The organism is Micromonospora sp. CPCC 205546, assembly GCF_036902715.1.
Lineage (GTDB): Bacteria > Actinomycetota > Actinomycetes > Mycobacteriales > Micromonosporaceae > Micromonospora.
This window is the reverse complement of sequence record NZ_JBAKHL010000028.1, coordinates 60,387-83,994: the sequence shown is the minus strand read 5'-3', so window position 1 is coordinate 83,994 and position 23,608 is coordinate 60,387. Positions and strand designations below refer to the sequence as shown.

25 protein-coding genes and 1 pseudogene are annotated in these 23,608 nt (G+C 73.8%); 15 read left to right on the top strand and 11 right to left on the bottom strand.

Annotation, left to right across the window (positions count from 1 at the left end):
- Positions 1-1,164, top strand: a 1,164-nt coding sequence (locus V6U77_RS15840) for an ATP-dependent helicase C-terminal domain-containing protein (protein WP_334607090.1), incomplete at its 5' end; no start/stop codon positions are given.
- A gap of 88 nt (positions 1,165-1,252) precedes the next feature.
- Here V6U77_RS15840 and V6U77_RS15835 read toward each other — a convergent pair.
- Positions 1,253-1,978 carry a PP2C family protein-serine/threonine phosphatase gene (locus tag V6U77_RS15835; RefSeq protein WP_334607089.1) on the bottom strand — a complete coding sequence of 242 codons (726 nt, stop codon included), beginning with the start codon at positions 1,976-1,978 and terminating at the stop codon, positions 1,253-1,255.
- Between the two features lie 229 nt (positions 1,979-2,207).
- Here V6U77_RS15835 and V6U77_RS15830 point away from each other — a divergent pair, with 229 nt between their 5' ends.
- The 5 genes from V6U77_RS15830 (at position 2,208) to V6U77_RS15810 (ending at position 7,501) form a co-directional block, all read left to right on the top strand.
- Positions 2,208-4,820 (top strand): glycoside hydrolase family 9 protein, encoded by a 2,613-nt coding sequence (locus V6U77_RS15830; RefSeq protein ID WP_334607088.1) that lies wholly within the window; start codon positions 2,208-2,210, stop codon positions 4,818-4,820.
- Between the two features lie 152 nt (positions 4,821-4,972).
- Positions 4,973-5,503 carry a hypothetical protein gene (locus V6U77_RS15825; protein ID WP_334607087.1) on the top strand — a complete coding sequence of 177 codons (531 nt, stop codon included), beginning with the start codon at positions 4,973-4,975 and terminating at the stop codon, positions 5,501-5,503.
- 52 nt (positions 5,504-5,555) lie between these two features.
- The gene (locus V6U77_RS15820) at positions 5,556-6,491 is read left to right on the top strand and encodes a hypothetical protein (RefSeq protein ID WP_334607086.1); all 936 of its coding nucleotides are present in this window, start codon (positions 5,556-5,558) and stop codon (positions 6,489-6,491) included.
- Positions 6,492-6,541: 50 nt separating this feature from the next.
- Complete coding sequence (locus V6U77_RS15815) at positions 6,542-6,802, top strand: hypothetical protein (RefSeq protein ID WP_334607085.1); 261 nt, start codon at positions 6,542-6,544, stop codon at positions 6,800-6,802.
- A gap of 165 nt (positions 6,803-6,967) precedes the next feature.
- On the top strand, positions 6,968-7,501 hold the full coding sequence (locus V6U77_RS15810; RefSeq protein WP_334607084.1) for a GNAT family N-acetyltransferase: 534 nt from the start codon (positions 6,968-6,970) through the stop codon (positions 7,499-7,501).
- Between the two features lie 62 nt (positions 7,502-7,563).
- On the opposite strand, the gene V6U77_RS15805 is transcribed toward V6U77_RS15810, so the two are convergent.
- Entirely contained in the window at positions 7,564-8,508 is a 945-nt protein-coding gene (locus tag V6U77_RS15805; protein ID WP_334607083.1) for an XRE family transcriptional regulator, read from the bottom strand.
- 297 nt (positions 8,509-8,805) lie between these two features.
- Between V6U77_RS15805 and V6U77_RS15800 the strand changes: the two genes are divergently transcribed.
- The 3 genes and pseudogenes from V6U77_RS15800 (at position 8,806) to V6U77_RS15790 (ending at position 11,142) form a co-directional block, all read left to right on the top strand.
- Positions 8,806-9,222, top strand: coding sequence for a hypothetical protein (locus V6U77_RS15800; protein ID WP_334607082.1), 417 nt, complete (start codon positions 8,806-8,808; stop codon positions 9,220-9,222).
- 680 nt (positions 9,223-9,902) lie between these two features.
- Complete coding sequence (locus V6U77_RS15795; protein ID WP_334607081.1) at positions 9,903-10,235, top strand: YciI family protein; 333 nt, start codon at positions 9,903-9,905, stop codon at positions 10,233-10,235.
- A 155-nt stretch (positions 10,236-10,390) separates the two neighbouring features.
- Positions 10,391-11,142, top strand: a pseudogene (locus V6U77_RS15790) (SDR family NAD(P)-dependent oxidoreductase).
- Positions 11,143-11,266: 124 nt separating this feature from the next.
- On the opposite strand, the gene V6U77_RS15785 reads toward V6U77_RS15790, so the two are convergent.
- Genes V6U77_RS15785 through V6U77_RS15770 form a run of 4 tightly spaced genes read right to left on the bottom strand, consistent with a single transcriptional unit; the run spans position 11,267 to position 14,862 of the window.
- On the bottom strand, positions 11,267-12,232 hold the full coding sequence (locus V6U77_RS15785) for a TIGR03885 family FMN-dependent LLM class oxidoreductase (RefSeq protein WP_334607080.1): 966 nt from the start codon (positions 12,230-12,232) through the stop codon (positions 11,267-11,269).
- 55 nt (positions 12,233-12,287) lie between these two features.
- Positions 12,288-13,700, bottom strand: coding sequence for an NADP-dependent succinic semialdehyde dehydrogenase (locus V6U77_RS15780; RefSeq protein ID WP_334607079.1), 1,413 nt, complete (start codon positions 13,698-13,700; stop codon positions 12,288-12,290).
- Positions 13,701-13,712: 12 nt separating this feature from the next.
- Entirely contained in the window at positions 13,713-13,976 is a 264-nt protein-coding gene (locus V6U77_RS15775; protein WP_121395528.1) for a DUF6343 family protein, read from the bottom strand.
- Between the two features lie 28 nt (positions 13,977-14,004).
- Entirely contained in the window at positions 14,005-14,862 is an 858-nt protein-coding gene (locus tag V6U77_RS15770) for an NAD(P)H-binding protein (RefSeq protein ID WP_334607078.1), read from the bottom strand.
- A 216-nt stretch (positions 14,863-15,078) separates the two neighbouring features.
- On the opposite strand from V6U77_RS15770, the gene V6U77_RS15765 reads away from it, so the two are divergent.
- A complete protein-coding gene (locus tag V6U77_RS15765) occupies positions 15,079-15,690 on the top strand; it encodes an antibiotic biosynthesis monooxygenase (RefSeq protein ID WP_334607077.1) in 612 nt (203 codons plus the stop codon).
- Positions 15,691-15,850: 160 nt separating this feature from the next.
- Positions 15,851-16,702 (top strand): GDSL-type esterase/lipase family protein, encoded by an 852-nt coding sequence (locus V6U77_RS15760; RefSeq protein ID WP_334607076.1) that lies wholly within the window; start codon positions 15,851-15,853, stop codon positions 16,700-16,702.
- A gap of 66 nt (positions 16,703-16,768) precedes the next feature.
- Here V6U77_RS15760 and V6U77_RS15755 read toward each other — a convergent pair whose 3' ends face one another.
- From V6U77_RS15755 to V6U77_RS15745, 3 genes are all read right to left on the bottom strand, one after another.
- Positions 16,769-17,527, bottom strand: coding sequence for an EcsC family protein (locus V6U77_RS15755; protein WP_334607075.1), 759 nt, complete (start codon positions 17,525-17,527; stop codon positions 16,769-16,771).
- Positions 17,528-17,565: 38 nt separating this feature from the next.
- Complete coding sequence (locus V6U77_RS15750) at positions 17,566-17,709, bottom strand: hypothetical protein (RefSeq protein WP_334607074.1); 144 nt, start codon at positions 17,707-17,709, stop codon at positions 17,566-17,568.
- Between the two features lie 103 nt (positions 17,710-17,812).
- Positions 17,813-18,664: a peptidase M23 gene (locus V6U77_RS15745; protein ID WP_334607073.1), complete on the bottom strand. Its 852-nt coding sequence runs from the start codon at positions 18,662-18,664 to the stop codon at positions 17,813-17,815.
- A 428-nt stretch (positions 18,665-19,092) separates the two neighbouring features.
- Between V6U77_RS15745 and V6U77_RS15740 the strand changes: the two genes are divergently transcribed.
- From V6U77_RS15740 to V6U77_RS15730, 3 genes are all read left to right on the top strand, one after another.
- A complete protein-coding gene (locus V6U77_RS15740; protein WP_334607072.1) occupies positions 19,093-20,013 on the top strand; it encodes a proteasome assembly chaperone family protein in 921 nt (306 codons plus the stop codon).
- Positions 20,014-20,060: 47 nt separating this feature from the next.
- The gene (locus V6U77_RS15735) at positions 20,061-20,858 is read left to right on the top strand and encodes an exodeoxyribonuclease III (protein ID WP_334607071.1); all 798 of its coding nucleotides are present in this window, start codon (positions 20,061-20,063) and stop codon (positions 20,856-20,858) included.
- Positions 20,859-21,042: 184 nt separating this feature from the next.
- A complete protein-coding gene (locus tag V6U77_RS15730; RefSeq protein ID WP_334607070.1) occupies positions 21,043-21,351 on the top strand; it encodes an antibiotic biosynthesis monooxygenase family protein in 309 nt (102 codons plus the stop codon).
- 52 nt (positions 21,352-21,403) lie between these two features.
- Here the strand turns inward: V6U77_RS15730 and V6U77_RS15725 are convergent, their stop codons facing one another.
- Positions 21,404-22,081: a class F sortase gene (locus tag V6U77_RS15725; protein ID WP_334607069.1), complete on the bottom strand. Its 678-nt coding sequence runs from the start codon at positions 22,079-22,081 to the stop codon at positions 21,404-21,406.
- A gap of 8 nt (positions 22,082-22,089) precedes the next feature.
- On the bottom strand, positions 22,090-22,668 hold the full coding sequence (locus tag V6U77_RS15720; protein WP_334607093.1) for a hypothetical protein: 579 nt from the start codon (positions 22,666-22,668) through the stop codon (positions 22,090-22,092).
- 225 nt (positions 22,669-22,893) lie between these two features.
- Between V6U77_RS15720 and trmB the strand changes: the two genes are divergently transcribed.
- Positions 22,894-23,523, top strand: a complete 630-nt coding sequence (gene trmB, locus V6U77_RS15715; RefSeq protein ID WP_334607068.1) for a tRNA (guanosine(46)-N7)-methyltransferase TrmB — start codon at positions 22,894-22,896, stop codon at positions 23,521-23,523.
- Positions 23,524-23,608 lie beyond the last annotated feature (85 nt).

Sequence of the window (23,608 nt, the reverse complement as noted above, 5' to 3'; positions counted from 1 at the left end):
GGCGCCACCGCCCGCTGGCGAGCGGAGGTACGCCGGCTGCGCGCCGCCCTGCCCGACGCGGCGCCGGCGGGGCGGCCCGGCCGGGCACGCCCGACCCACGGTTCCGGCGCGGCGAGGACGGACGGCACTGGGCGGACGCGACCGGACGGCGAACGGGCCGGGGACGAGGGGCGGGGCCGGCTGACCGACGACCTGGCCGCCGGGCTGCTGGTCGGGCTCGCCCACCCGGAACGGCTGGCCCGGGTGCGGCGTTCGGGCGGCTCGGCGTACCTGATGAGCGGCGGGACCGCGGCGGAGCTGACGCCCGGGTCGGGGCTGGTGGGCGCCGACTGGCTGGCGGTCGCGGTGGCGGACCGCTCCCCCGGCGCGCCGACCGCCCGCGTGCGGCTGGCCACTCCGCTCGACGAGGCGACCGCCCGGGAGGCGGGCGGTCCGCTGCTGCGCACCAAGCGGGAGGTGGGCTGGGCCGGTGGGGACGTGGTGGCCCGGGAGGTGGTGCGACTGGGCGCGATCGAGCTCGTCGAGCGGCCGCTGGCCCGGCCCGACCCGGCGGAGGTGACGCAGGCCCTGCTGACCGGCCTGCGCCGTACCGGCCTCGGCCTGCTGACCTGGACCCCGGCGGCGCGGGCCCTGCGCGAGCGGCTGGCGTTCTGCCGGCACGCGCTCGGCGGCGACTGGCCCGACGTGGGCGACGAGGCGCTGCTCGCCGACGCGCCCGCCTGGCTGGGCCCGGAGTTGGCCCGCGCCCGGCGCCGCGCCGATCTGACCCGCGTCGACGTGACCGGGGCGCTGCGCCGGCTGCTGCCGTGGGCGTTGGCCGCCCGGCTGGACGCCGTGGCGCCCGAGCGGGTCACCGTGCCGAGCGGGTCGCGGGTCCGCCTCGACTACGCCGACCCGGCCGCGCCGGTGCTCGCGGTGAAGCTCCAGGAGACCTTCGGCTGGCGCGACGCGCCCCGGATCGCCGACGGCCGGGTGCCGGTGCTGCTGCACCTGCTCTCGCCGGCCGGGCGGCCGGTGGCGGTCACCGCCGACCTGGCGTCGTTCTGGCGCACCGGCTATCCCCAGGTGCGCGGCGAGCTACGCGGGCGCTACCCGCGCCACCCGTGGCCGGAGGACCCGACCACGGCCCCGCCCACCCGGCACACCGTCCCGCGTCGCCGCTGAACGGTCTCCTGCCGTCGCCTGCCGGGGATCGGCCACGCTGTGAGCCTGCGTGGCGCCGGGCCGGCCGGTTCGCCCGCGCCGTGCCCGCTCACTCCTCCACGACGTCGGCCACGAGGACCGTGACGTTGTCCGGCCCGCCGGCGCGCAGCGCCAGGTCGATCAGCCGGCGGGCGCAGTCGGCGCGGTCCGGGTGCGCGGCGAGCACCTCGGCGAGGGTGTCCGGACGGACGACGTTGGACAGCCCGTCGCTGCACAGCAGCCAGCGGTCGCCGACCCACGGCACCATCGTCGAGTAGGCCGGGGAGACCTGCTCGCCCTGCAACGCCTGGGTCACCACGGCCCGGCGGGGATGGCTGCTGGCCTGGTCGGGAGTGATCACCCCCTGGTCGACGAGCAGCTGCACGAACGTGTCGTCCCGGGTGATCTGCTTGAGCACGCCTTCGCGGAACAGGTAGGCGCGGGAGTCGCCGACGTGGGCGAGGGCCAGGCAGCTGCCCGTACGGGCGAAGAGCAGGGCGGTCAGGGTGGTGCCCATGCCCTGCCGCTCCGGATCCTCGGCGACCGCCTGGTGGATCCGCGCGGTGGCCAGCTCGATGCCGCTCTGCAGTGCGGCCACCAGCGCGTGCTCCGGGGTCTCCACGTCGAGCGGAGCGACCGCCTCGATGGCGATCGCGCTGGCCAGGTCGCCGGCCGCCATCCCGCCCATGCCGTCGGCGACGGCGACGAGCCAGGTGCCGGCGTGCAGGGCGTCCTGGTTTCCACTGCGGATCAGCCCACGGTCGCTCGTTCCCACGGAACGCAGCTTCAGGGTCATGGGTGGCAGCCTGCCAGGCGGAGGGCTCGGTTGTCTCTAGGAGATCGAGACCTCGGCGCGTCGCGCGGCGAATCTCACTGTCCCGGGGCCCGTCGGGGCGGCCACAAACCATCCAGCCGGATCGATTGACAGGGTGCCGGACGCACTGGAACCATCGAGACGACCTGGGAGCGCTCCCAGCTCGCCCACCACCTCTCCCGTCCCCCACAGTCGTCCGGAAGGAACACCCGTGACGCCATCCCGACGCCGCCTCGCGCTGCTCGCGACCGCGACCACCCTCGCCCTGACCGCAGTCACCGGCGGTGCGGCCCACGCCGAACCGCCCCCCGACGCCCCCGAGCAGATCGACAACGGCGACTTCAGCGCCGGCGTGTCCCCCTGGTTCTCCTACGGCACCGGCCCGCTCGCGGTCACCGACGGCCGGCTCTGCGCCACCGTGCCCGGCGGCCTGGCCAACCCGTGGGACGCCGGCATCGGCCAGGACGGGGTGCCGCTGGTCGCCGGGGCCGAGTACACCCTCGGCTTCGACGTCTCCGCCACCCCCGGCACCGCCGTCAAGGCCGTGCTGCAACTGGGCAGCGCCCCCTACACGACGTACGCCAGCGTCGACGCCACCGCTGGCGGCACCGCCCAGCGCTTCGAGAAGACGTTCACGGTCGCCGAGGGCAACCCGGCCGCCCAACTGATCTTCCAGGTCGGCGGCGCCGCCGCCGAGCAGACCGTCTGCCTGGACGACGTCTCGCTGCGCGGCGGCGACCCGCCCGAGCCGTACGTGCCCGACACCGGGCCACGGGTGCGGGTCAACCAGGTCGGCTACCTGCCCGGCGGGCCGAAGAACGCCACCGTGGTGACGGCGGCGGCCGACGCCCTGCCCTGGCAGCTGCGCTCCGCCACCGGCGCCGTCCTGGCCAGCGGCACCACCACCCCGCGCGGCGTCGACGCCGCCAGCGGGCAGAACGTGCAGACGCTCGACTTCTCGGCGTACCGGACCCCGGGGGCGGGACTGACCCTGACCGTCGACGGGGAGACCAGCCACCCCTTCGACATCTCCGGCACCCTCTACGACCGGCTGCGCGCCGACTCACTCCAGTTCTTCTACGCCCAGCGCAGCGGCATCGCCATCGACGGCGACCTGATCGGCGCCGAGTACGCCCGCCCGGCCGGGCACCTCGACGTGGCGCCCAACAAGGGCGACACCTCCGTGCCCTGCCAGCCGGGCGTCTGCGACTACTCCCTGGACGTGCGCGGCGGCTGGTACGACGCCGGCGACCACGGCAAGTACGTGGTCAACGGCGGCATCGCCACCTACCAGCTGCTGAACACCTTCGAGCGGACCCGCACGGCCGCCACCGCCGGGCACGGCGCGGCCCTCGGCGACAGCACGCTGCGGGTGCCCGAGCGCGGCAACGGCGTGCCGGACGTGCTCGACGAGGCCCGCTGGGAGCTGGAGTTCCTGCTGCGCATGCAGGTGCCGGCCGGCGAGCCGCTCGCCGGAATGGCCCACCACAAGATCCACGACCGGAACTGGACCGGACTGCCGCTCGCCCCGCACGAGGACCCCGAGCAGCGCGAACTGCACCCGCCGTCCACCGCCGCCACCCTCAACCTGGCCGCCGTCGCCGCCCAGTGCGCGCGGCTGTTCGCCCCCTACGACGCGGCCTTCGCGAAGCGCTGCGCCACCGCGGCGAAGACGGCCTACGCCGCCGCCAAGGCCAACCCGACGCGGTACGCCAGCCCGACCGACAGCACCGGCGGCGGCGCGTACGACGACACCAACGTCACCGACGAGTTCTACTGGGCGGCCGTCGAGCTCTACCTGACCACCGGGGAGCAGGCGTACCTGGCGGACCTCACCGCGTCGGCGCACCACACCGGCAACGTGTTCGACCCGCGCGGCTTCGGCTGGCAGGGCGTCGCCGCGCTGGGCCGGCTCGACCTGGCCACCGTGCCGAACGGGCTGCCGGCCGCCGACCTGGCCCGCGTGCGCGCCTCGGTCACCGCCGCCGCCGACGCCCACCTCGCCGAGCTGAACCGGCAGGCGTACGGGCTGCCGATGCCCGGCGACGCGGGCAGCTACTTCTGGGGCGGCAACAGCAACATCATCAACAACGCGATCGTGCTGGCCACCGCCTTCGACCTGACCCGCGACGCGAAGTACCGCGACGGCGCGGTGCAGGCGATGGACTACGTCCTCGGCCGCAACGCCCTGAACATCTCGTACGTGACCGGGTGGGGCGAGCACGCGGCGGAGAACCAGCACAGCCGGATCTTCGGCCACCAGCTCGACCCGGACCTGCCGAGGCCGCCCGCCGGCTCCCTGGCCGGCGGCCCGAACGCCGCCCTGCAGGATCCGTTCGCCGCCAAGCTGCTCGCCGGCTGCGAGCCGATGTTCTGCTACGTCGACGACATCAACTCGTACGCCACCAACGAGGTCGCCATCAACTGGAACTCGTCGCTGGCCTGGATCGCCTCGTTCCTGGCCGACCAGGGTGATTCGGCGGCGGTGCCGGCGCCCACCTGCGCGGCCACGTACACCAACCACGGCGCCTGGCAGGGCGGCACCGGATTCACCGCCCAGGTGACCATCCGCAACACCGGCACCAGCGCCGTCGACGGGTGGACGGCCCGCTTCGCCTTCACCGGCGACCAGAAGGTACGCGAGGCGTGGCTGGCCAGGGCGACCCAGGCGGGGGCCACGGTCACCGCGAAGAACGAGTCGTACAACGCCAGGATCGCCCCGGGCGGCTCGGTCACCTTCGGCTTCAACGCGGTGACCGGCGGCGGCGCCAACCCGGTGCCCGGCCTGATCACCGTCAACGGCGCGGCCTGCACGCTCTCCTGAGCGCGGCGCCCGGCCGGGGTGAGCCGCGCCGCCGCCGCAACGTGGTGGCCTCCGCACCAGGGAGGCCACCACGTCCTGGACGGCGGGGACACCCGACCCCCACCGGGTAAAGAGCTCGCCGGAGGCCTCGGGGCGGCCCTACGGTACGGCGCATGCCCGCTCATCCCCCACCCGACGTGCACCGGCCCGTGTGGCTGCTGGACGTCGACGGCGTCGTCAATGCCGACCGGCCCGGCTGGGGTGGACCGCCGCGCCGCACCATGGTGTGGTCGGACACCGACCGGGTGTCGTACCGGATCCGGTGGGCGCCCGCTCTGCTCGACCGGATCCGGTGCCTGCACCTCGGCGGCGCGGTCGAGGTGCGCTGGTGCAGCACCTGGTGCCCGGACGCGCACCGGCTGGAACGGCTGTGGCGGCTGCCACCGCTGGTGTCCGCGCTCGACGCCGACCCGATGCCGCGCGGCGCGGACTGTTGGCCGCTGAAGCGCGCCGCCGCCGCCCGGGTGCTGGCCGAGGGGCGGCGCCTGGTCTGGACCGATGACGAGGCGATCCCGGGCCCCGGGGCGGCACGCGACGGACTGACGCGGGGTGGCCGCGCGCTGCTGATCGCGCCGCGCTTCCGGCAGGGCCTCCAGCCCACCGACCTCGATCTGATCGAGTCCTTCGCCGCTGGCACGGCCTGACGCCGTCGATATCGCTGGACCAGCGCGCGGGGCGTACGACAGGGTGGCCGGCATGGACGACGCGGAGCGGCGGGTGTGGGAGCGGCTGCCGGACGGTGCCCGCGCCGCCCTGGCCGGCCTGACGCCGGCGGACCTACGCACGCTACTGCTGGCGGTGGCCCGGGACCGGGCGGCGGCGGTACGCCCCGCGGACCTGGTCCGCCGCTGGCGGACGGACCGCTTCACCCGACCGGCGGCAGCCGACCCCCGCGCGCTGGCCGCCGTCGAGGCCCGCCTGTGGCAGCTGCTGCCCGCCGAGTTCGCCGGCGTCGACCTCTCCCCCGTCGCGCCGCTCGGCACCTGCTCGGCCGTCACGCCGATGAGCCAGAACCGCATCGTCACCACCTTCCGCGCCACCGAGGTGCTCAGCGACCCCACCAACGCGCTCGCGATCGAGGCCGCGGTGCGCCGCCGGGAACAGCCGGCCGGCGGCACCGTGCACCTGGCCGCCTGCCACCGGGTGCTGCGGGCGCAGGACTTCGGGCCGACCTGGTCGGCGCACTTCCGGCTCTTCACGCTGGTCTCCAGCGCCCGCGACACCGGCTCGGGGCGCACCGAGGCCCGGCTGCTCACCCTGCACCTGGCGTACTGGCGCACGGTGCTCGCCACCCTGCTGCCGCCATCGGCGGCGGCCCGGGTGCGCCTGACGTTGCTGGACAGCCCCGTGGTCGGGGAACGGATCGCCGACACCGTCCGGCCGACGCTGGGCCCGGCGGGCGTACCGCTGGTGGACGAACCGGAGCGCCCACGCGGCCGGGGCTACTACGTCGACGCGGCGCTGCGGATCACCGCCGGCGACGGCGCCGACGAGGTCGAACTCGGCGACGGCGGCTTCACGGACTGGACCGCCCGGTTCACCAGCGACGCCAAGGAACGCTGCCTGACCTCCTGCCTGAACACCGAGCGGCTCGTCGCGCTCACCGAGGCCCGGCGGCCAGCGGAGCCCTGACCACGATCAGCCGGCCCAGAGCCTGGCGGAGCCCGCCTACCATCATGGCCATGGATGCAACGGAGTGGATCCTGACCGGGATCGCGGCGACGGTCGTCGCCCTCATCCTGGTCGTGCTGCCGCTGAGCAGGCGGCGGGCGTCGCCGCCCGACGGGCGGGACGCGGCGTTGACGGCGGCGCGCAGGGCCATCCGGCAGTCCCGCCGGGACGGACGGCGCCGTGGGCGGGGCAGCCTCCGCGGCGAAGGGTACGGCGGGGATCCCAGCACGATGGGCACCGCCAGCTCCGGCGACTCGGGCGGGACGCCATGACCTCCCGGCGTAGCTGGCGCCCGGAGCGGTGAATCGTCCACGACATCAGCTCGACAGCACGAGCGCGGGGAGACCGCCTCCCTGGCCGGGGCTCGCGGCGTCGAGGGCCGACGTCCAGTCCAACCTGCTCGCGTCGAGACACCTGGTTGTAGCAGCATGTCCGTCATGAGCGACCAGCGGAGCCCGGGTCTGCGTCCCGGCGGGTCGACGGACGCGCCCACCGTGCTGCGGCTGCTCGACGACGCCACCGCCTGGCTGGTGGCACGGGGTCGCACCGGCCAGTGGGGCACCGAGGCGGCGTCGGCCGACCCGCGGCGGATCGCGCAGGCCGAGGCGTGGGCGACCGGCGGCGGGCTGTGGCTGGCGACGCTCGGCGAGCGCCCCGTCGGCGCACTCGTGGTGGGGACGGCGACCGAGTACGTGCCACCCGCCACCGAGCCCGAGCTGTACGTGAACCTGCTGGTCACCGACCGCGCGCACGCCGGGTCGGGCATCGGCGGCCGGCTGCTGGCGCACGCCGCCGAGCTGGCCCGGGAGCGCGGGCTCGGCCTGCTCCGGGTGGACTGCTACGCGGGCGACGACGGCGCGCTGGTCCGCTGGTACGAGCGGCAGGGCTTCACGGCCACCGACCCGTTCACGGTCGAGCGCCCGGGCCGCGACCCATGGCCGGGACAGGTGCTCGTACGCCGCCTGCCCTGACCTGGGCCGCTCGACCCTGGCCGCCCGGGGACCGGGTTGCCCGCGCGTCCTGGTCAACCGGCTCAGGAGGAGCGTGTTGTCGGCTTCAGCAGGAAGACCTGGTCCGCAGCTCCGGTACATGTTGCCTGAGCGACCTCGGCTCCGTTCTCCACGTCCGCCAGTCCGCCGAGAATTCCGAGGCAGAGGCTGCTGTGGGTCGGCCGGATCCGGTAGCCGGTCGACTCCGGTGTCCGAGTCGGCTCCAGTTGGTAGCGCTGGTGGGGTGCCCCGGTGCACTCAGCGGGCGCTACCAGTGCTTCGTCGACTGTCAGCGCTTCGTCGACCGTGAGGCATCCAACGCCCTCCTCCGGATGGTGCCACCGGATCTCGTAGACACTGCCGATGCTCGTCGCGGCGAGGTAGGTGTCCGGAACGATCGCGGTACACGGGCGTTGCACAGCGAGAGGGCGATCGGTACGACGATTGCGCTCACGGCCCTCGCCGATACAGAAGCCGTGGTCGGGAATGTGGGCAGGCTGGATGAGGAACCAGCCCTCAGGCGGCAACCCGGGCTCGGCTACGACGCCTCTGTGTTGGCCGCCCGTTCGTTCCTGCAGCAGAAACGCCGCGATGCTGATCACCAGCCCGAGGGCACCCAAGCCGGCCACCACCCGCCGCAATCGCGAGTGTCCCTTCACCTGGGAGTCCGCCGGTGTCTGCCCGGCGCTGCTGTCCGACGGCGGCGCCAATGACTCGGGAGACCTTGACGCCGGGCGCTCGGATTCCAGGGCGATGCTGTTGCGCACATGGGCCCACCGGTCAGCGGTCTCCTGGTCCAGGCCGCAAGCCAGGACGAACGTCACGATCAGCGCGGCACGGGGCAGGGTGCTGCGACCGAGCATCGAGGTGATCGTGCTGGGCGGAAGCGTCCCTCCCGATGCCCGTGCCTTCGCGGCCAGTTCCCGGTACGACAGCCCTGACCACAGGCGTAGAGCCCGCAGGGCAACGACGAACTCTCGGACGTTCATGGACGGATCCGGTTCCGGCGGTCGCAACACAGGACGCTCCCCCATAGGCGGTCTCGATTCAGTTGGGACCACCAGCATCCCGGCGGCCACATATCCATACTTTCGGATCTCCGACTTCGTGGCTGACTGTGACCGCCATCACTTCGCCCGTGCGGACCAGGGTCGACCGTCCAGGCGGCGTGTGCGGAACTGTTCCGCCCAGCTCAGACCCTTCCCCGCATCACCAACCGCCGCTCAGGCTCAACACCAGATCGATGCAGAACCCTCTCGATCCGTTCCCTACCAGAGGAGGAGCACATGCAGGAACTGAAGCGAAGGGCACTTGCGGGGGGCGCCGCCATCGCGTTCGGTGTCACGGCGGCAGTCTTCGCGGTGATGCCGTCGGCGTCAGCAGCCGCTCAGGCGGACACCACGTCCACCCCCCAGGCTCCCGCGGCCGTGAACTGCAACTGGGACCCCAGCCGCGGGACCACCGGCGTGAGCGTTGTGACCACCAAATCGATCCGACTGAGGTATGGGCCGGCTGCGGGCTGCTCTTTCATCGGGTGGTCCGACATGGGCGTGCCCACGCAACTGTGGGCTGTGTGCAAGTACCGCAACCCCGATTCGGGCAACACCTGGTACTACGTCGACCCGGACGACGCCGATTGGCGGAAGGGTTGGATCTATTCCGGCAACGTCAGGGTCGGTTCAGGGACGATCCCCACCTGCTGAACGCGATCCGGAGTTCGTGTGCCAGGCCATCATGGAGCGTGGCGCACCGATGGCTCACTGTCCGAGGACCCCACGGCCCCTGGATCTGACCGGCAACACCGCAGCGGCCCCGGACCGTGTTGGTCCGGGGCCGCTGCTCAATCAGGAAAGCTCCAAACGCCCCGAAGGAGATTCGGGCCGCTCGCAGGGTGTCCAACAGTTGGTTCGCCTTACGGACCTGATCAAGACGTATCGCTGTCACAGGTCGATGGCCCACCGCTCACCACGCGTGAAGGCGCGAGACCGTCCGGCCGACCGGCGAAGGGCGGCTACCGCCGCGTCGTCCAGCTGCGAACCGCCGTAGCCGAGGCAGGCCACGATCCCCGAGCTGGTTCCCAAACAAGGGTGGCGTTGCCGCCAACCCGGTCGACACGCCAGCCTGTCCACCGTGGGCCTATCCTGCCTCGTCAGCTCGCGCGGCGTGGAGCTGGTCTTCGAACCCGCCGCCGCTGGTCGCAGCGGTGCAGGTCCGGCCGTTGCCAAGCGCTGCCTGCTCTCCGGGCCCTGGCGCTGTCGTAGCGGACCTGGTGGATGTCGGCGGCCGGCACGGCCCCGTGGACACCACCAGATACCCGGCCGGTTGGCGTACGACCGGCCGGCCAGCCACGACTTTGGGACAATTCCTGCACGAGGAGGTTGCTGTGGCGAAGTTCGTGACCATCGGGTACGGCGACCAAGTGGGCTACGACCGCACCGACTCAGCCGTGCGGGACGCGGCACACGCGCATGACGCCCGCCTTCGCCAGCACGGGGTCGAGATGGGCGTCGCCGGCCCGCCCGTGCAGGTGCGGAACCATGGCGCGGCCGAGGTGACCACGGACGACGGGCCTTTCATGTCTTCCGCGCTTCCCGTGGCCGGGTTCGCCGTCATCGAAGCGGCGACGCTGGCCGAGGCCATCGACATCGTGTCGCGTACGCCTTGCGCCGTCGCACACGGCGTGGTCGAGGTGTGGCCGTTGCAGGAGTCGCCGTAAGCGACGACCACGCCCGCCCGCTCGTCGGCAGAGTCGGACGTGCTCGGTCGACGCGGGCCACGCCCGCTCGGGGACAGAAGAATGCGTCGACACCGGGTCGCCTGGCCGTATGGCAAGATCCGGCCGTGGACGACTTCGTCAGACCGCTTGACGGCATGAACGCGTTGATCATTGGCGGCGGAGGCGACGGGATCGGACGCGCGATCTCGCGAGCATTCGCCGCAGCCGGCGCGGCGGTCGCCGTCGCCGACCTCGATCCGAAGCGTTCCGACGAAGCCACGGATGAGTTGGCGAGATCCGGCGCCCGAGCCGTCGCACTCGCCGGTGATGTGCGGTCCCAGTCCGCCATCGACGGGTTTGTCAGCGCGACCATCGCCGCCTTCGGACGGCTCGACACGCTCGTCACCGTCGTCGGAGGCCAGGTCGCGTTCGTCCCCGCGGTACGGCTGCACGAGATGAGTGACGACGACTGGGACCTCGCATACGAGATGAATCTGCGCTACGTCGTACGGGCAGCCCGCGCCGCAATCCGTGCCTTCCTAGCTCAGGGTGGCGGCGGATCCATCCTGAGTGTGGTTCGGTGACCGGGGTCATGGCCGCGCCCATGCAGGCCGGATATGGCGCCGCCAAAGCCGGCCTGGCCAGTCTCGCCAGGACAGTAGCCGCGGAGTACGCCGCCGACGCGATACGCATGAACGTCGTGGCCTGCGGCGCCATCGCGACGGCCGCAGCGAACTCTGCGCAGGTCGACGGCACGGTGCCCGAGATCCCGATGGGCCGGCTCGGCGCACCGCGCGATGCCGCTGCGGCAGCCGTCTACCTGGCTTCGCCGCTCTCGTCCTATGTGACCGGGCAGAGTCTGGTAGTCGACGGCGGAGTGACGGTACGCGGCCCCTTCGCGCTCTGACCGTTGGAGGCGGGAACGTCATCCTGCGTTTGATCCCGGCGCCCCACGACGCCGGCCGGGGCAGGGTCATGGGCCGGCTCCGGCGGGCGTCGTCGGGGGTGAGGTCCAGTCGGTACGGGCCCGCTCAGCCGGCGCTGCGCAGCTTCGGCAGCACCTCGGCGCCGAACGCGTCGATGAAGTCCCGCTGCTCCTGCCCGACATGGTGCAGGGCGATCTGGTCGAAGCCGAGCTCCAGGTACTCCTCCAGCCAGCCGACGTGCCGGCCGAGGTCGGCGGAGACGTTCACGACGTCGTGGACCTTCTCCATCGGCACGTCCTGCGAGACCGCGTCGAAGTGCTCCGGGGTCTCCAGGTCCCAGCAGATCGGCGGGGCGAAGACGTTGCTGCGCCACTGGTCGTACGCGAGCCGCTCGGCCTCGGCCTGCTCCGGCGCCCAGCTCACGTGCACCTGCAGGTGCAGCGGGCCACGCCCGCCGGCGTCCCGGTACGCGTCGATCATCTGCCGCAGGTGCGCGGTCGGGGCGTTCACGGTGATCAGCCCGTCCGCCCACTCGGCACACCAGCGGGCGGTGGCCACGCTGACCGCCGCACCGATCAGCGCCGGCGGCTGCTCCGGGCGGGTCCACAGCTTCGCCCGGTCCACCCGGACCAGGCCGTCGTGGCTGACCTCCTCGCCGGCCAGCAGCGCGCGGATCACGTCCACGCACTCACGCAGCCGGGCGGCGCGGACGTCCTTGCGCGGCCAGCCGTCGCCGGTGATGTGTTCGTTGCTCGCCTCGCCGGTGCCCAGCGCGGCCCAGAACCGGCCCGGGTACATCGCCCCCAGGGTGCCGATCGCCTGCGCGATGATCGCCGGGTGGTAGCGCTGCCCGGGGGCGTTGACCACCCCGAACGGCAGGTCGGTGGCCTGGAGCGCCGCGCCGAGCCAGGACCAGGCGAAGCCGGACTGGCCCTGCCGCTCGCTCCAGGGCGCGAAGTGGTCCGAGGACATGGCGGCGTCGAAACCGGCCTGCTCGGCGTGGATCACCGCCTCCAGCAGGGCGCGGGGATGGATCTGCTCGTGGGACGCGTGGAAGCCGAACACCGTCATGACGTCACTCCGTACCCATGACGGCGTCCGGCTACGCCGACGAAGCCGAACGGGGCTACTCCGCGTGCGCCCCGGCGCCGGCCGAGGCCGCCCCCTCACCCACCCAGACGGTCTTGGTGTTGCAGAACTCCCGCATGCCGAGCGCGGAGAGCTCTCGGCCGTAGCCCGAGTTCTTCACCCCGCCGAAGGGCAGTTCCGGGTAGGACGTGGTCATCCCGTTGAGGAAGACGTTGCCGGCGTCCAGATCGGCGGCGAAGCGCTCCTGCTCCTGCGGGTCGCGGGTCCAGGCGTTGGAACCCAGGCCGAAGGAGGTGCCGTTGGCCACCTCGATCGCCTCGTCGTACGACGACACCCGGTAGAGGCCCGCGACGGGCCCGAAGACCTCCTCGGACCACATCCGCATCTCCGGCCGCAGGTCGGTGACCACGGTCGGCGGGTAGAACCAGCCCGGGCCGGCGGGCGGCTCGCCGCCGCAGAGCACGGTGGCGCCCTTGTCGACCGCGTCGCGCACCTGGGCGTGGATCTCGTCGCGCCCGCCCTCGCTGGCCAGCGGGCCGACGTCGGTGTCGGGGTCCATCGGGTCGCCGACCCGCAGGGCCGACATGTTCGCGGCGAACCTCTCGGCGAAGGCGTCGAAGACGTCGGCGTGCACGATGAACCGCTTGGCGGCGATGCAGGACTGGCCGTTGTTCTGGCAGCGGGCGGTGGTCGCGACCTCGGCGGCCCGGTCCAGGTCCGCCGAGGGCATCACCACGAACGGGTCGCTGCCGCCGAGCTCCAGCACGGTCTTCTTCAGCTCCCGGCCGGCGATCTGCGCGATCGACCGGCCGGCGCCCTCACTGCCGGTCAGCGTCGCCGCGCGCACCCGCGGGTCGCTGAGCACCCGGTCGACCTCGGCCGAGCCGACCAGCAGCGTGGTGAACGCCCCCTCCGGGAAGCCGGCACGGCGGAACAGGTCCTCCAGCAGCAGCGCGGTCTGCGGCACGTTGGAGGCGTGCTTGAGCAGGCCGGTGTTGCCGGCCATCAGGGCCGGCGCGGCGAAGCGCAGCACCTGCCACAGCGGGAAGTTCCAGGGCATCACCGCGAGCACCGGCCCGATCGGCTGGTAGCGGACGAAGGCGCGGACGGCCTTGACCGCCCCCGCGTCGGCGGGCTCGTCGGCGAGGAAGTCGGCCGCCTTCGCCGCGTAGAAGCGGCAGGCGCTGGCGCACTTGGTGACCTCGGCCTTGGCCGACGCGTACGTCTTGCCCATCTCGGTGGTCATCAGCCGGGCGATCTCGTCACGCTCGGCCTCCAGCAGGTCGGCCGCCGCGTTCAGCCGGCGCCCGCGCTGCTCGACCGTGGTGCCGCGCAACTGTCGGTACGCCAGGTCGGCCCGCTCGATCGCGTCGTCGATCTGCTCCGGCGACATCGGGTCGTAGGTCTTGAGCGTCTGTCCGGTGGCGGGATTGGTGGTCGCGATGGGCATCTCGTACTCCTGTCACTCGAAGAGTGAGTGGCGGGCTCCCGGCTCCTCCCGGCGGCGGGCGGCGCGGCGGCGCTGGATGATGACCAGGTCGACCACGGCGACCACCGCGAAGACCACGCAGAGGACCCCCAGCCACACCAGGTCGGCGTTGAACGCCAGCACCGCGAAGACGGTCATGGTCACCAGACCGAACCCGGCCAGCAGGAGCCGCATGTTGAGCGCGCTGTAGGCGTGGCCGACCGTGCCACGGGCACGCCGGGGCTGCGATCTCGTCATTGCACCGACCTACCCCCGATCGACCCGCTTAACCCGCCCCGGCCGGTCGGCTCCCCCGCGCGCCCTCGTCGGTGCGCCAGGCGCCCCGGGCCGCCGCGTCGGCGGCGTACGCCGTGAAGTCCTTCGGCGCCCGCCCGGTGACCTGCCGGACGGTGTCGGTGGGCTCGGCGTCGCCGAGCTCCCGCAGGGCGGCGAAGGCGCGGATCTCCGCCTCGAGCTGCGCGGGCGGGAGGCCCAGCGGGGTCATCGCGGCGCGGTAGTCCTCGGCGGCGCCGAGGTGGCGCACTGGCCGGCCGGCGGCCCGGGCGACGATGTCGGCCGCCTCGCCGAAGGAGAGCGCGCGGGGCCCGGTGATCTCGTGGACCCGGCCCTGGTGGTCCTCGGCGGTGAGCGCCGCCACGGCCACGGCCGCGATGTCGCCGGCGTCGACGAAGCCCTGGCGGACGTCGCCCACCGGCACGGCCACGGTGCCGGCGAGCACGGCGTCGCGGAAGACGCCCTCGTCGAAGTTCTGGTCGAACCAGTCGGGCCGCAGGATCGTCCATTCGACGCCGCAGCCGCGCACCAGCTTCTCGGCGGCCAGGAGCCGCTCGTCACGCATCGCCTCGATCGCCCGGCTGGACAGCAGGACGATGCGCCGCACGCCGCGCTCGACGGCCAGCCGGACGAACGCCGGGTCCACCGGCACGTCGTGCGGGGCCATCAGGTAGAGGCGGGAGGCTCCGGCCAGGGCCGGCTCCCAGGTGGCCGGCTCGGCCCAGTCGAAGCGGACGGCGCCACGGCGCGACGCGGCCCGGACCGGCAGGCCGGCGGCCGACAGCCGCTGCGCCACGCGCCGGCCGGTCGAGCCGGTGGCGCCGAGCACGAGGATGTCGTCTGCTCGCATGGGCCCATTCGACCACCGGCCCCCGACAATCTGCCGGCGGTCGGGCCGCCCACCCGACCGGCCGACGCGGGGACGGCCCCGGCCGAGTCGGCGCAACACCCGCCGGCGGGTGTTGCGCCGAGTCGCCCGTGGGCCGCGTCACCCCGTCGGTGGGGTGCGTTACACCGGGGGCCTGTGAGCCGGTCGAACCGGCGCCGGCCGGAGAGGATGTCCGGTATGACGACGATCCACGCGCTGCCGGTGACCGTCGCCGTAGCCCGGCGCACCGACCCCGCCCGGACCAGCGAGATGGTGGCCTGGATGCGGGCCGGCACCGCTCTGGCCGAGGCGTTTCCGGGGTTCCTCGGGTCCGGCTGGGTGCGCAGCGCGCCGGGCTCGGGCGAGTGGCACGTCCTCTACCGCTTCGCCGACCAGGAGACGCTGCGCCGCTGGGAGGAGTCGCCGCAGCGGCACTGGTGGCTCTCCTCGGCGCAGGGCATCGTCGAGCACACCCGCATCGAGCGGCGTACGGGCATCGAGGGCTGGTTCGACCCGCCGCGGGAGCCCGCGGTGGCGACGGTGCCGGTCGGCGGCGGGCCGACGTTGCCGCAGCCGTCCCCGCCGCGCTGGAAGCAGGCGGTGACGATCTGGCTGGCGTTCTTCCCGCTCAGCCTGACCGCGACGCTGCTCACCAGCCGGTACCTCGCGGATCTGCCGTTGGCCGCCCGGGTGCTGATGATGACCCTCACGCTGACGCCGCTGATGACCTACCTGGTGCTGCCCCGGATCACCCGGGCCCTGCACTGGTGGCTGCACGGCCAGCCCGCGCCCTGGCGCCCGGCACGCTGAATCGCACCCCGCCACCGGCAGGCTGACCCGCGCCGCGTCTAGCACGCGTACCCGCGCAGCAGAAGTGCTCTGCCGCATACGCGACAGCGGCGGGCCACCCTCACGCACCCGGGCCTAGAGTTACCGCGCTGTCGCTCTCCGCCGCGGGACTGGGGATGGTATGTCTCGACGCTGGGTCACCGTGGCCGCCTGCCTGCTGGCGCTGCTCGCGCTCGCCTGCGAGGGCGGCGGGGAGCCCGGCTCCCGCCCGCCCCGCCAGACGCCGTCGCCCGGCTCGCCCGGCGGCATCGCGGCCCTGGGCGACTCGATCAGCACCGGCTTCGGCTCCTGCCTGGTCCTCGTCTCCTGCGAGCGCAACTCCTGGTCCACCGGAAACGGGCTGCGCGTCGACAGCCTCTACCGGCGGCTGCTCGACCGGAACCCGGCGATCCGGGGCCGGGCGCACAACCACGCCAGCCCGGGGGCCCGCGCCGCGGCGCTGGAGGGGCAGGCCCAGCGCGCGGTACGCGACCGCGTCGACCACGTCACCGTGCTCGTCGGCGCCAACGACGTGTGCCGGGGCGGCATCGAGGCGATGACCCCCGTGAAGCAGTTCCGCGCCGAGGTGGACCGCGGCCTGCGGGTGCTGCGGCAGGGCCGACCGAAGGCCCGGGTGCTGGTGGTGAGCGTGCCGAACCTGCACCGGCTCTGGGAGGTCGGGCACACCGACGCGCGGGCCGTGCGGGCCTGGAAGCGGGGCGTCTGCCCGGCACTGCTGGCCAACCCCACGTCGACGGACCCGCTCGACCGGGCGCGCCGGGCGGCCGTGCGGGAGCGGATCGCCGACTACAACACCCAGCTCGCCGCCGCCTGCAAGGCGTACGGCTCGCGCTGCCGGCACGACGGCGGGGCCGTGCACCGGGTGCGCTTCGACCTGGAACTGGTCAACCCGCTGGACTGGTTCCATCCCAACGCCGCGGGGCAGGACCGCCTGGCCGACGTGGCCTGGCGCGCCTCCGGCCTCGGTTCCTGACCCGTCGGCCGCCCGCGCCGGCCCTCTCGGACCGGGCGGCGGCGCCTGCGTGGAGGAAGGCCGGGGTCAGGGCCGGCGGGGTTCGGGGACGGTGGGCCCGCCGTGCTGGCGGTAGAGGGCGTGGGAGCGCACGGCGAGGTCCTTCGTGGCGGACGAGTTGGCCCAGGTGCCGAGGACGATCGCCGCCCCGGGCACCACCTTGGCGAAGACCCGCTTCGCCGCGCGCACCCCGGCCATCTGGGCCAGTCGTACACCGAGGCGCAGCATCACCTTGCCGAGCGGGTTCTGCCCGCCGCTGCCGAAGAGCGCGCCGGCACGCTCGCGGCCCGCGGCCACCCCGAGCGCGAGCCGGGCGCTCTCGGCGACCTTGTGCACCTTCTGCAACACCAGCAGGTCGGTGGCCCGGTCGCCGTGCCGCGGGTCGACGCCGTACGCGGCGGCGATGTGCAACACCATCCGGGCCTGGGTCCAGGCCAGCACACCGACGTCGATCACGGCGCCGGGCAGCCCGGCGGCGCCCGAGACCGCCCCGGAGAGCCGGGCGTGATTGACGAACTTGCGTACCGCCTGCTCCGCCAGGGCCTCGGCGGAGGCCCCGGGCTGCTCCGCGCGGGCCCGCGCGGCCCACAGCGCCGCCTCCGGCCCCAGCCGACGTACGGCCTCCAGCGCGAGGTGCTCCGGAGCGTACTGCGGGTCCTCCCGCATCCGGTCCCAGAGCTTCAGCGGCGGCGCCTCGGGCGCCTCCTGCGCGGGTGCCGGAGCCACGGCCGGCGGCTGCGGTCCTCCGGCGACGGGCCGGTCGTCGGCGGGCGCGGAATCGGTCACAGGGTCTCCCGGGGGTCGGAGAGGTCGTCGGTGACGGGTCAGCGGCGGTTCTGGAGCTTGGCGGCGATGCCCCGCAGCTTCTGCTGGGTGCCGGGCTTGGCCAGCTCGCGTCGGCCGCGGTCGACCAACTGCTGGCCCTTGGGCGAGCGCAGGAAGGTGCTGATCCGCTGCATCAGAGACATGTCGTCCTCCAGTCGGTGGTGCCTGTTCCATGTGTACCTCGCACTGGCAACACCTGTACCCCGGATGCCCGAACCGCAACCGTCCATTGTGGTCGGTGGAAGCCTACCGCCCGGCCTCGAGGACCGCCGAGACGACCTTGGTGGCGCGCCACTCGTGCTTGGCGTAGTGCTCCGGGTAGGCGGAGATCTGCACCGCCTGGGCGGCGTCGGTGAGCCGCATCTGCTGCCAGCCGGGCACCTTGGCCAGGGCCGCGAGGAACTGCCGGGTGGCGAACTCCGGGTCCATCAGCTCGCCGACCTCGCCCCAGCCGCTGCTGGAGCGCTGCTGGAACAGCCCGACCGAGTCGTGGTCCCACCCGATGCCCTGGTGCGGGTACCTGCGGGACTCGGGGAGCACCCCGCTGGCGACGTTGTAGAGGTTGCTCTCCTGCATGGCGGTGGCGACCGCGATCACCAGCGCCCGCCGGGGCATCCCCATCTCGCGCCCGGTCCGCACGATGGCCTCGGCGTTCTTCATCTGCGCCCTGTCGAGCCCGGCGACCGGGGCGGGGTCGACCGGCTTGCGCGTGGTCTTCTCCGGCGCGGGGGTGGTGGTGTCCGGGTCGGCGGCGCGAGTGGGGCTGGCGGGGGCGGAGACGGCGACACGCGCCGAGTTGCGGGAGGCGGCCTCCGGCTCGGCGCGCTCGGCGAGGGCGGAGGGGGCGGCGACGGGGACGGCGGGGGCCGCAGCCGGGGAGCCGTCCCGTGCGTCCTGGGCGACCGCGGTCAGGCCGAGGCAGCACAGCACGCCGGCGGCGAGGGCGATCCGGGCCCGGGCCGGACCCCGGGCCAGCAGGTGGGCGTATGCCCCGGCGGCGCGGGGGGTGGCTGGCCGGTCGGACGAGGGGATATCGTCCGAACGGTCGGACGGGTCGCCGGGGGCGATCTGGTCGTCGAGGGTGCGGTCGTCACGCATCAGCCGAGGCTAGGCAGGCCCCGACGCCGATCACCTTAGGTGATCTCGTGGCTTTCCTCACGATATGGCCCAGGCCGGGGGGACGGTCACACCGCGCCGGGCAGCCGAGGGGGCGAACCTCGCGCAACGGCCAGACCTCCGAGCGGCCCCGGCGTGCCACGGCCCGGCCGGAAGGCGGACAAACCCCCGCCGCCGCGTCCATGATCCTCAAACTCCCCCGTTCGACCGATAGTCTGGTCGTACCGACAGGCGTCCTCGGTCGCCTGACGGTGGGCTTGTGGGCATCCGCCCGATTACCGATCACCTGACGACCCGCGGCGGGGCGCGGCGAGGAATGCACGAGGATGGCGGGTACGTTCCCCGAACCGGGTGCCGTCCCGCGATCCCGCGGCGGCGACCCGTACGCACGACCAGGGAGGTCCGCACCGGTGCTCGACCCACACGAGCTCTACGAGCTCACCGACGATCTGCCCGACCTCGGTCAGCCGGTCCTGATCCAGACCCTCACCGGCTTCGTCGACGCCGGAAGCGCCACCCGACTGGCCAGGGAGCAGCTGCTCACCTCCCTGGACGCCCGCCCGATCGCGCGCTTCGACGTCGACCAGCTCTTCGACTACCGCTCGCGCCGCCCGGTGATGACCTTCGTCGAGGACCACTGGGAGTCGTACGACGCTCCGGCGCTGGAGCTGCACCTGCTCCGCGACGACGACGAGACCCCCTTCCTGCTGCTCACCGGCCCGGAGCCGGACCTGCAGTGGGAGCGCTTCGTGGCCGCGATCGCCGGGATCTCCGCCCGGCTGGACGTCCGGCTCACCGTCGGGCTCAACTCGATCCCGATGGCCGTGCCGCACACCCGGCCCGCCGGGGTGACCGCGCACGCCACCCGCCGCGATCTGATCGCCGGCTACGAGCCGTGGTTGCAGCGGGTGCAGGTCCCGGGCAGCGTCGGGCACCTGCTGGAGTACCGCCTCGGTGAGCTGGGCCGCGACGCGCTGGGCTTCGCCGCCCACGTGCCGCACTACGTGGCGCAGACGGAGTACCCGGCCGCCGCCGAGGTCCTGCTCGCCTCCGTGTCCCGCAGCACCGGGCTGCTGCTGCCCCGCGACGGGCTGCGCGCGGCGGCCGAGGTGGTGCGCGTGGAGATCGACCGGCAGGTCGCCCAGACCGACGACGCCGCCCAGCTGGTGCAGGCCCTGGAGGAGCAGTACGACGCGTTCTCCCGCGGCCGGGGCGAGAAGAACCTGCTCGCCGCCGAGGCCGGGCCCCTGCCCACCGCCGACGAGCTGGGCGCCGAGCTGGAGCGTTTCCTGGCCGAGCAGACCCGCCCGGGCGACACCCCGGGCAGCTGACCGCGCCGGTCCGGCGGCAGGGCCCGGGATGGGGCAGGCTGGTACCCATGCGTCTGGCGACCTGGAACGTGAACTCGGTGAAGGCCCGCCTGCCCCGGCTGCTGGACTGGTTGGCCGCCACCGGGCCGGACGTCGTCTGCCTCCAGGAGACCAAGTGCCCGGACGGCGCCTTCCCGACCGCCGAGGTGGGCGAGCTGGGCTACACCGTGGCCAGCCACAGCGACGGCCGGTGGAACGGGGTGGCGATCCTGTCCCGGGTCGGTCTCGCCGACGTCACGGTGGGGTTCACCGGCGAGCCCGGATTCCCCGAACCGGAGGCCCGCGCCATCTCGGCGACCTGCGACGGGGTCCGGGTCTGGTCGGTGTACGTGCCGAACGGCCGGGCCCCGGACGACCCGCACTACGCGTACAAGCTGGCCTGGTTCGCGGCGCTGCGCGACGCGCTGGAGGCGGAGCTGACCGGCGGCCTGCCGCTGGCGGTCTGCGGCGACTTCAACGTGGCGCCCACCGACGCCGACGTCTGGGACCCGGCGGTGTTCACCCACTCCACGCACGTCACCCCGGCGGAGCGGGCGGCCCTCGCGGCGCTACGCGACCTGGGGCTCTCCGACGTGGTGCCCACGCCGATGAAGGGCCCGCACCCGTTCACCTACTGGGACTACCGGGCCGGCATGTTCCACCAGAACAAGGGCATGCGCATCGACCTCGTCTACGCCTCGGCGCCGTTCGCCCGGGCGGTCCGCACCGCGTACGTGGACCGGGAGGCGCGCAAGGGCAAGGGCCCCTCCGACCACGCGCCGATCGTCCTCGACGCCGACCTGGTTCCGGCGGTCGCGCCGCTCTGAGCCCGGGCGTCGACGCCAGGCGTGTCCCGGAGGGCGCGTGAAGCCGATGGACACTGCCACCGGAACGCTGATACCTGTGCGGCATGAAAATACCTGCTTGGTATCGGGACGAGCGACGACACCGCCGGCCGACGAGGTACGGCGCGGCCAGTCACGGTTCGTGGAACGGCCGTAGGGTGGAGCCATGGCAGTCGTGAAGATCAACGCAATCGACGTTCCTCCCGGCGCGGGCGAGGAACTGGAGAAGCGGTTCGCCGCCCGGGCCGGAGCCGTGGAGAACTCCCCCGGCTTCCTCGGCTTCGAACTGCTGCGTCCCGTCGCGGGGGAGAACCGCTACTTCGTGTACACCCGCTGGGAGAGCGAGGAGGCCTATCAGGCATGGGCCGCCGGCCCGTCGCGCGCCGCCCACGCCGGCGAGAAGCGCGCCCCGGTCGCCTCCGGCGCCACCCTCCTGGAGTTCGAGGTCGTCCAGCAGGTCCCGAGCCGATCCTGACCCGTCGCGAGGGCGGCACCGATGGCGACCTGACGGACGTGGGCGCCTGCGCTCAGGCGGGGCGGGAGGAGACCAGGGTGGCGAAGGCGATGATGTTGTCCGCGTAGCCCGTCCGACCGCCGAGCCAGTCGCCGCCGCAGGTGATCAGGCGCAGGCCCGGCGGGCCCTCGTCGCCGTAGACCCGTTCCGCCGGCAGCCGTTCCTTGGGGAAGTGCTCCACGGAGTCGACCTTGAACACCACGACCGAGCCGTCGGCCCGGGACACCTCGACGGTGTCGCCCGGGCGCAGCTTGTGCAAGCCGTGGAAGACCGCCGGGCCGCGTCTGGTGTCCACGTGCCCGACGATGACCGACGGGCCGGGCTCGCCCGGGGTGGGGCCCCGGTCGTACCAGCCGGTCTCGTCGGCGCGCTCCAGTGGCGGAACGGCGATGGACCCGTCCCGGGCCTGCCCGACGGGGGCGACCGGAGCGGACACCTCGATGGCGGGTACGGACAGGCGCACCGGCCGGCTGGCCGTCAGCGCCCCGCTCTCGCTGCGGGCCGGCCGATCCTGCCCCCCGCCGGCCGCCCAGTCGAACGGCCCGGCGGTGCGTCCCAGGCCCGCGCCGGTGGCGAAGACCCCGACCAGCACCAGCACCACGGCCAGCGGAATCGACCAGGGACGGCGGTTGGCCGGCCGGGGGTCCCGGGCCGCTGCGGCGGCCGGGCGCGGGGCGGGTGTGGGGACCATGACCGGGCTCAGCGTCGGGCGGCGCCACGGACGGTACGCGGCCGGCGCGCCGCCCGGACCGCGAGCACGATGCCGGTCACGGTCAGGGCGAGGCCTCCCGGAAGCAGCAGCCCACCGGTGACTCCGCCGGCGCCACCGCCGAACCCGGTCGCCGGACCACGACTGGGCTTCACGGCCTTGACGACCTGGAGCATGGTCGAGGCGGTCTCGCCGTCGCGGCACTCCAGCTTGATCCGGTAGTTGCCGGGCCGGGTGCGCTCGCGCACCATCGGCGCGGCGGTCAACGTGCCGCCCTGCGGCTGCACCTGCACCCGGCCGAAGGCGTCCGAGACCACGGTGGCGGGGACGGAGTTGTCCCGACAACTGGCCCGGATCCCCACCAGGAATCCCGGCTCGACCGTGCTCGGGCTGACCTCGACGAAGACGTTCGGCCCGGGCGGCCCCGGCTGCGGCGCACCGGCCAGGGCCAGCGGCGCGACGTCGGGTGCCAGGGCGGTGGACGGCGGAGCGGCCAGGGTCGGCGGGGCCGCGAGCAGGGGACCGACGAACACGGCCGCGATCGCCAGCGCCACACCGCCTCGGTGCACCGTCACGACGCCCCCTCCCGGCGCGTTGGGGCAGTGCCGGGCAATACCAGACGCCCGGTCTGCCGTACGGGATGGATCCTCTCATCCCCGGGCGAACATCACATCCGATTCGGCGGGGTCGTCGCGTACGCTCGGGTCGCTGTGACCTACACCGACTCCCCCGCCGCCGCTGTCGCGGCGCCCGCCGCCCGACCGATCCGGACCTTCCATCCGCGCCGTGGTCGGATGAGCAGCCGCCAGACGGACGCCCTCGACCGGCTCTGGCCGGTCCTCGGCCTGGACGTGCCGCAGCGGCCGGGTACGCCGGTGGATCTCGCCGGCCTGTTCGGCCGCCGTGCCCCGCTGGTGCTGGAGATCGGCTCCGGGATGGGCGACACCACGGCCGAGATGGCCGCCGCCGACCCCGACCGGGACTACCTGGCGGTCGAGGTGCACACGCCCGGGATCGCCAACCTGCTGGACCTGGTGGACCGGCACGGCCTGCGCAACGTACGCGTGGCCCAGGGCGACGCCCTGGACCTGGTCGCGGGCCTGCCGGAGGCGTCGCTGGACGCGGTGCACGTCTTCTTCCCCGACCCCTGGCCCAAGTCCCGGCACCACAAGCGGCGGATCATCCAGCCGGCCCACGTCGCGCTGCTGCGCTCCCGGCTGGCGCCCGGCGGCACCCTGCACTGCGCGACCGACTGGGCCGAGTACGCCGAGGCGATGCGGGCGACCCTCGACGCCGACCCGGGGCTGGTCGACGCCTACGACGGCTTCGCCCCGCGCCCCGCCCACCGCCCGGTCACCAAGTTCGAGCGCCGCGCCCTGCGGGCGGGCCGCCCGATCTTCGACCTGATCCACCGCCGGTCGTGACGACGAGGGACCCCGGTCGACGGATTCCGTTGCCCGGGAACCCCTCCCGACACCTCGCCCGCCCGGGCCGGTTGGCGCTCGGGGG

Excerpts from the sequence above, each read along its gene's own strand:
- V6U77_RS15825 (WP_334607087.1), top strand. The coding sequence starts at position 4,973 with ATGCCCGCTCATCCCCCACCCGACGTGCACCGGCCCGTGTGGCTGCTG.
- V6U77_RS15750 (WP_334607074.1), bottom strand. The coding sequence starts at position 17,709 with ATGTCTCTGATGCAGCGGATCAGCACCTTCCTGCGCTCGCCCAAGGGC.
- V6U77_RS15730 (WP_334607070.1), top strand. The coding sequence starts at position 21,043 with ATGGCAGTCGTGAAGATCAACGCAATCGACGTTCCTCCCGGCGCGGGC.
- V6U77_RS15815 (WP_334607085.1), top strand. The coding sequence starts at position 6,542 with ATGGATGCAACGGAGTGGATCCTGACCGGGATCGCGGCGACGGTCGTC.
- V6U77_RS15785 (WP_334607080.1), bottom strand. The coding sequence starts at position 12,232 with ATGACGGTGTTCGGCTTCCACGCGTCCCACGAGCAGATCCATCCCCGC.
- trmB (WP_334607068.1), top strand. The coding sequence starts at position 22,894 with ATGAGCAGCCGCCAGACGGACGCCCTCGACCGGCTCTGGCCGGTCCTC.
- V6U77_RS15770 (WP_334607078.1), bottom strand. The coding sequence starts at position 14,862 with ATGCGAGCAGACGACATCCTCGTGCTCGGCGCCACCGGCTCGACCGGC.
- V6U77_RS15835 (WP_334607089.1), bottom strand. The coding sequence starts at position 1,978 with ATGACCCTGAAGCTGCGTTCCGTGGGAACGAGCGACCGTGGGCTGATC.
- V6U77_RS15780 (WP_334607079.1), bottom strand. The coding sequence starts at position 13,700 with ATGCCCATCGCGACCACCAATCCCGCCACCGGACAGACGCTCAAGACC.
- V6U77_RS15805 (WP_334607083.1), bottom strand. The coding sequence starts at position 8,508 with ATGAACGTCCGAGAGTTCGTCGTTGCCCTGCGGGCTCTACGCCTGTGG.
- V6U77_RS15820 (WP_334607086.1), top strand. The coding sequence starts at position 5,556 with ATGGACGACGCGGAGCGGCGGGTGTGGGAGCGGCTGCCGGACGGTGCC.
- V6U77_RS15760 (WP_334607076.1), top strand. The coding sequence starts at position 15,851 with ATGTCTCGACGCTGGGTCACCGTGGCCGCCTGCCTGCTGGCGCTGCTC.
- V6U77_RS15725 (WP_334607069.1), bottom strand. The coding sequence starts at position 22,081 with ATGGTCCCCACACCCGCCCCGCGCCCGGCCGCCGCAGCGGCCCGGGAC.
- V6U77_RS15810 (WP_334607084.1), top strand. The coding sequence starts at position 6,968 with ATGAGCGACCAGCGGAGCCCGGGTCTGCGTCCCGGCGGGTCGACGGAC.
- V6U77_RS15745 (WP_334607073.1), bottom strand. The coding sequence starts at position 18,664 with ATGCGTGACGACCGCACCCTCGACGACCAGATCGCCCCCGGCGACCCG.
- V6U77_RS15775 (WP_121395528.1), bottom strand. The coding sequence starts at position 13,976 with ATGACGAGATCGCAGCCCCGGCGTGCCCGTGGCACGGTCGGCCACGCC.
- V6U77_RS15735 (WP_334607071.1), top strand. The coding sequence starts at position 20,061 with ATGCGTCTGGCGACCTGGAACGTGAACTCGGTGAAGGCCCGCCTGCCC.
- V6U77_RS15800 (WP_334607082.1), top strand. The coding sequence starts at position 8,806 with ATGCAGGAACTGAAGCGAAGGGCACTTGCGGGGGGCGCCGCCATCGCG.
- V6U77_RS15765 (WP_334607077.1), top strand. The coding sequence starts at position 15,079 with ATGACGACGATCCACGCGCTGCCGGTGACCGTCGCCGTAGCCCGGCGC.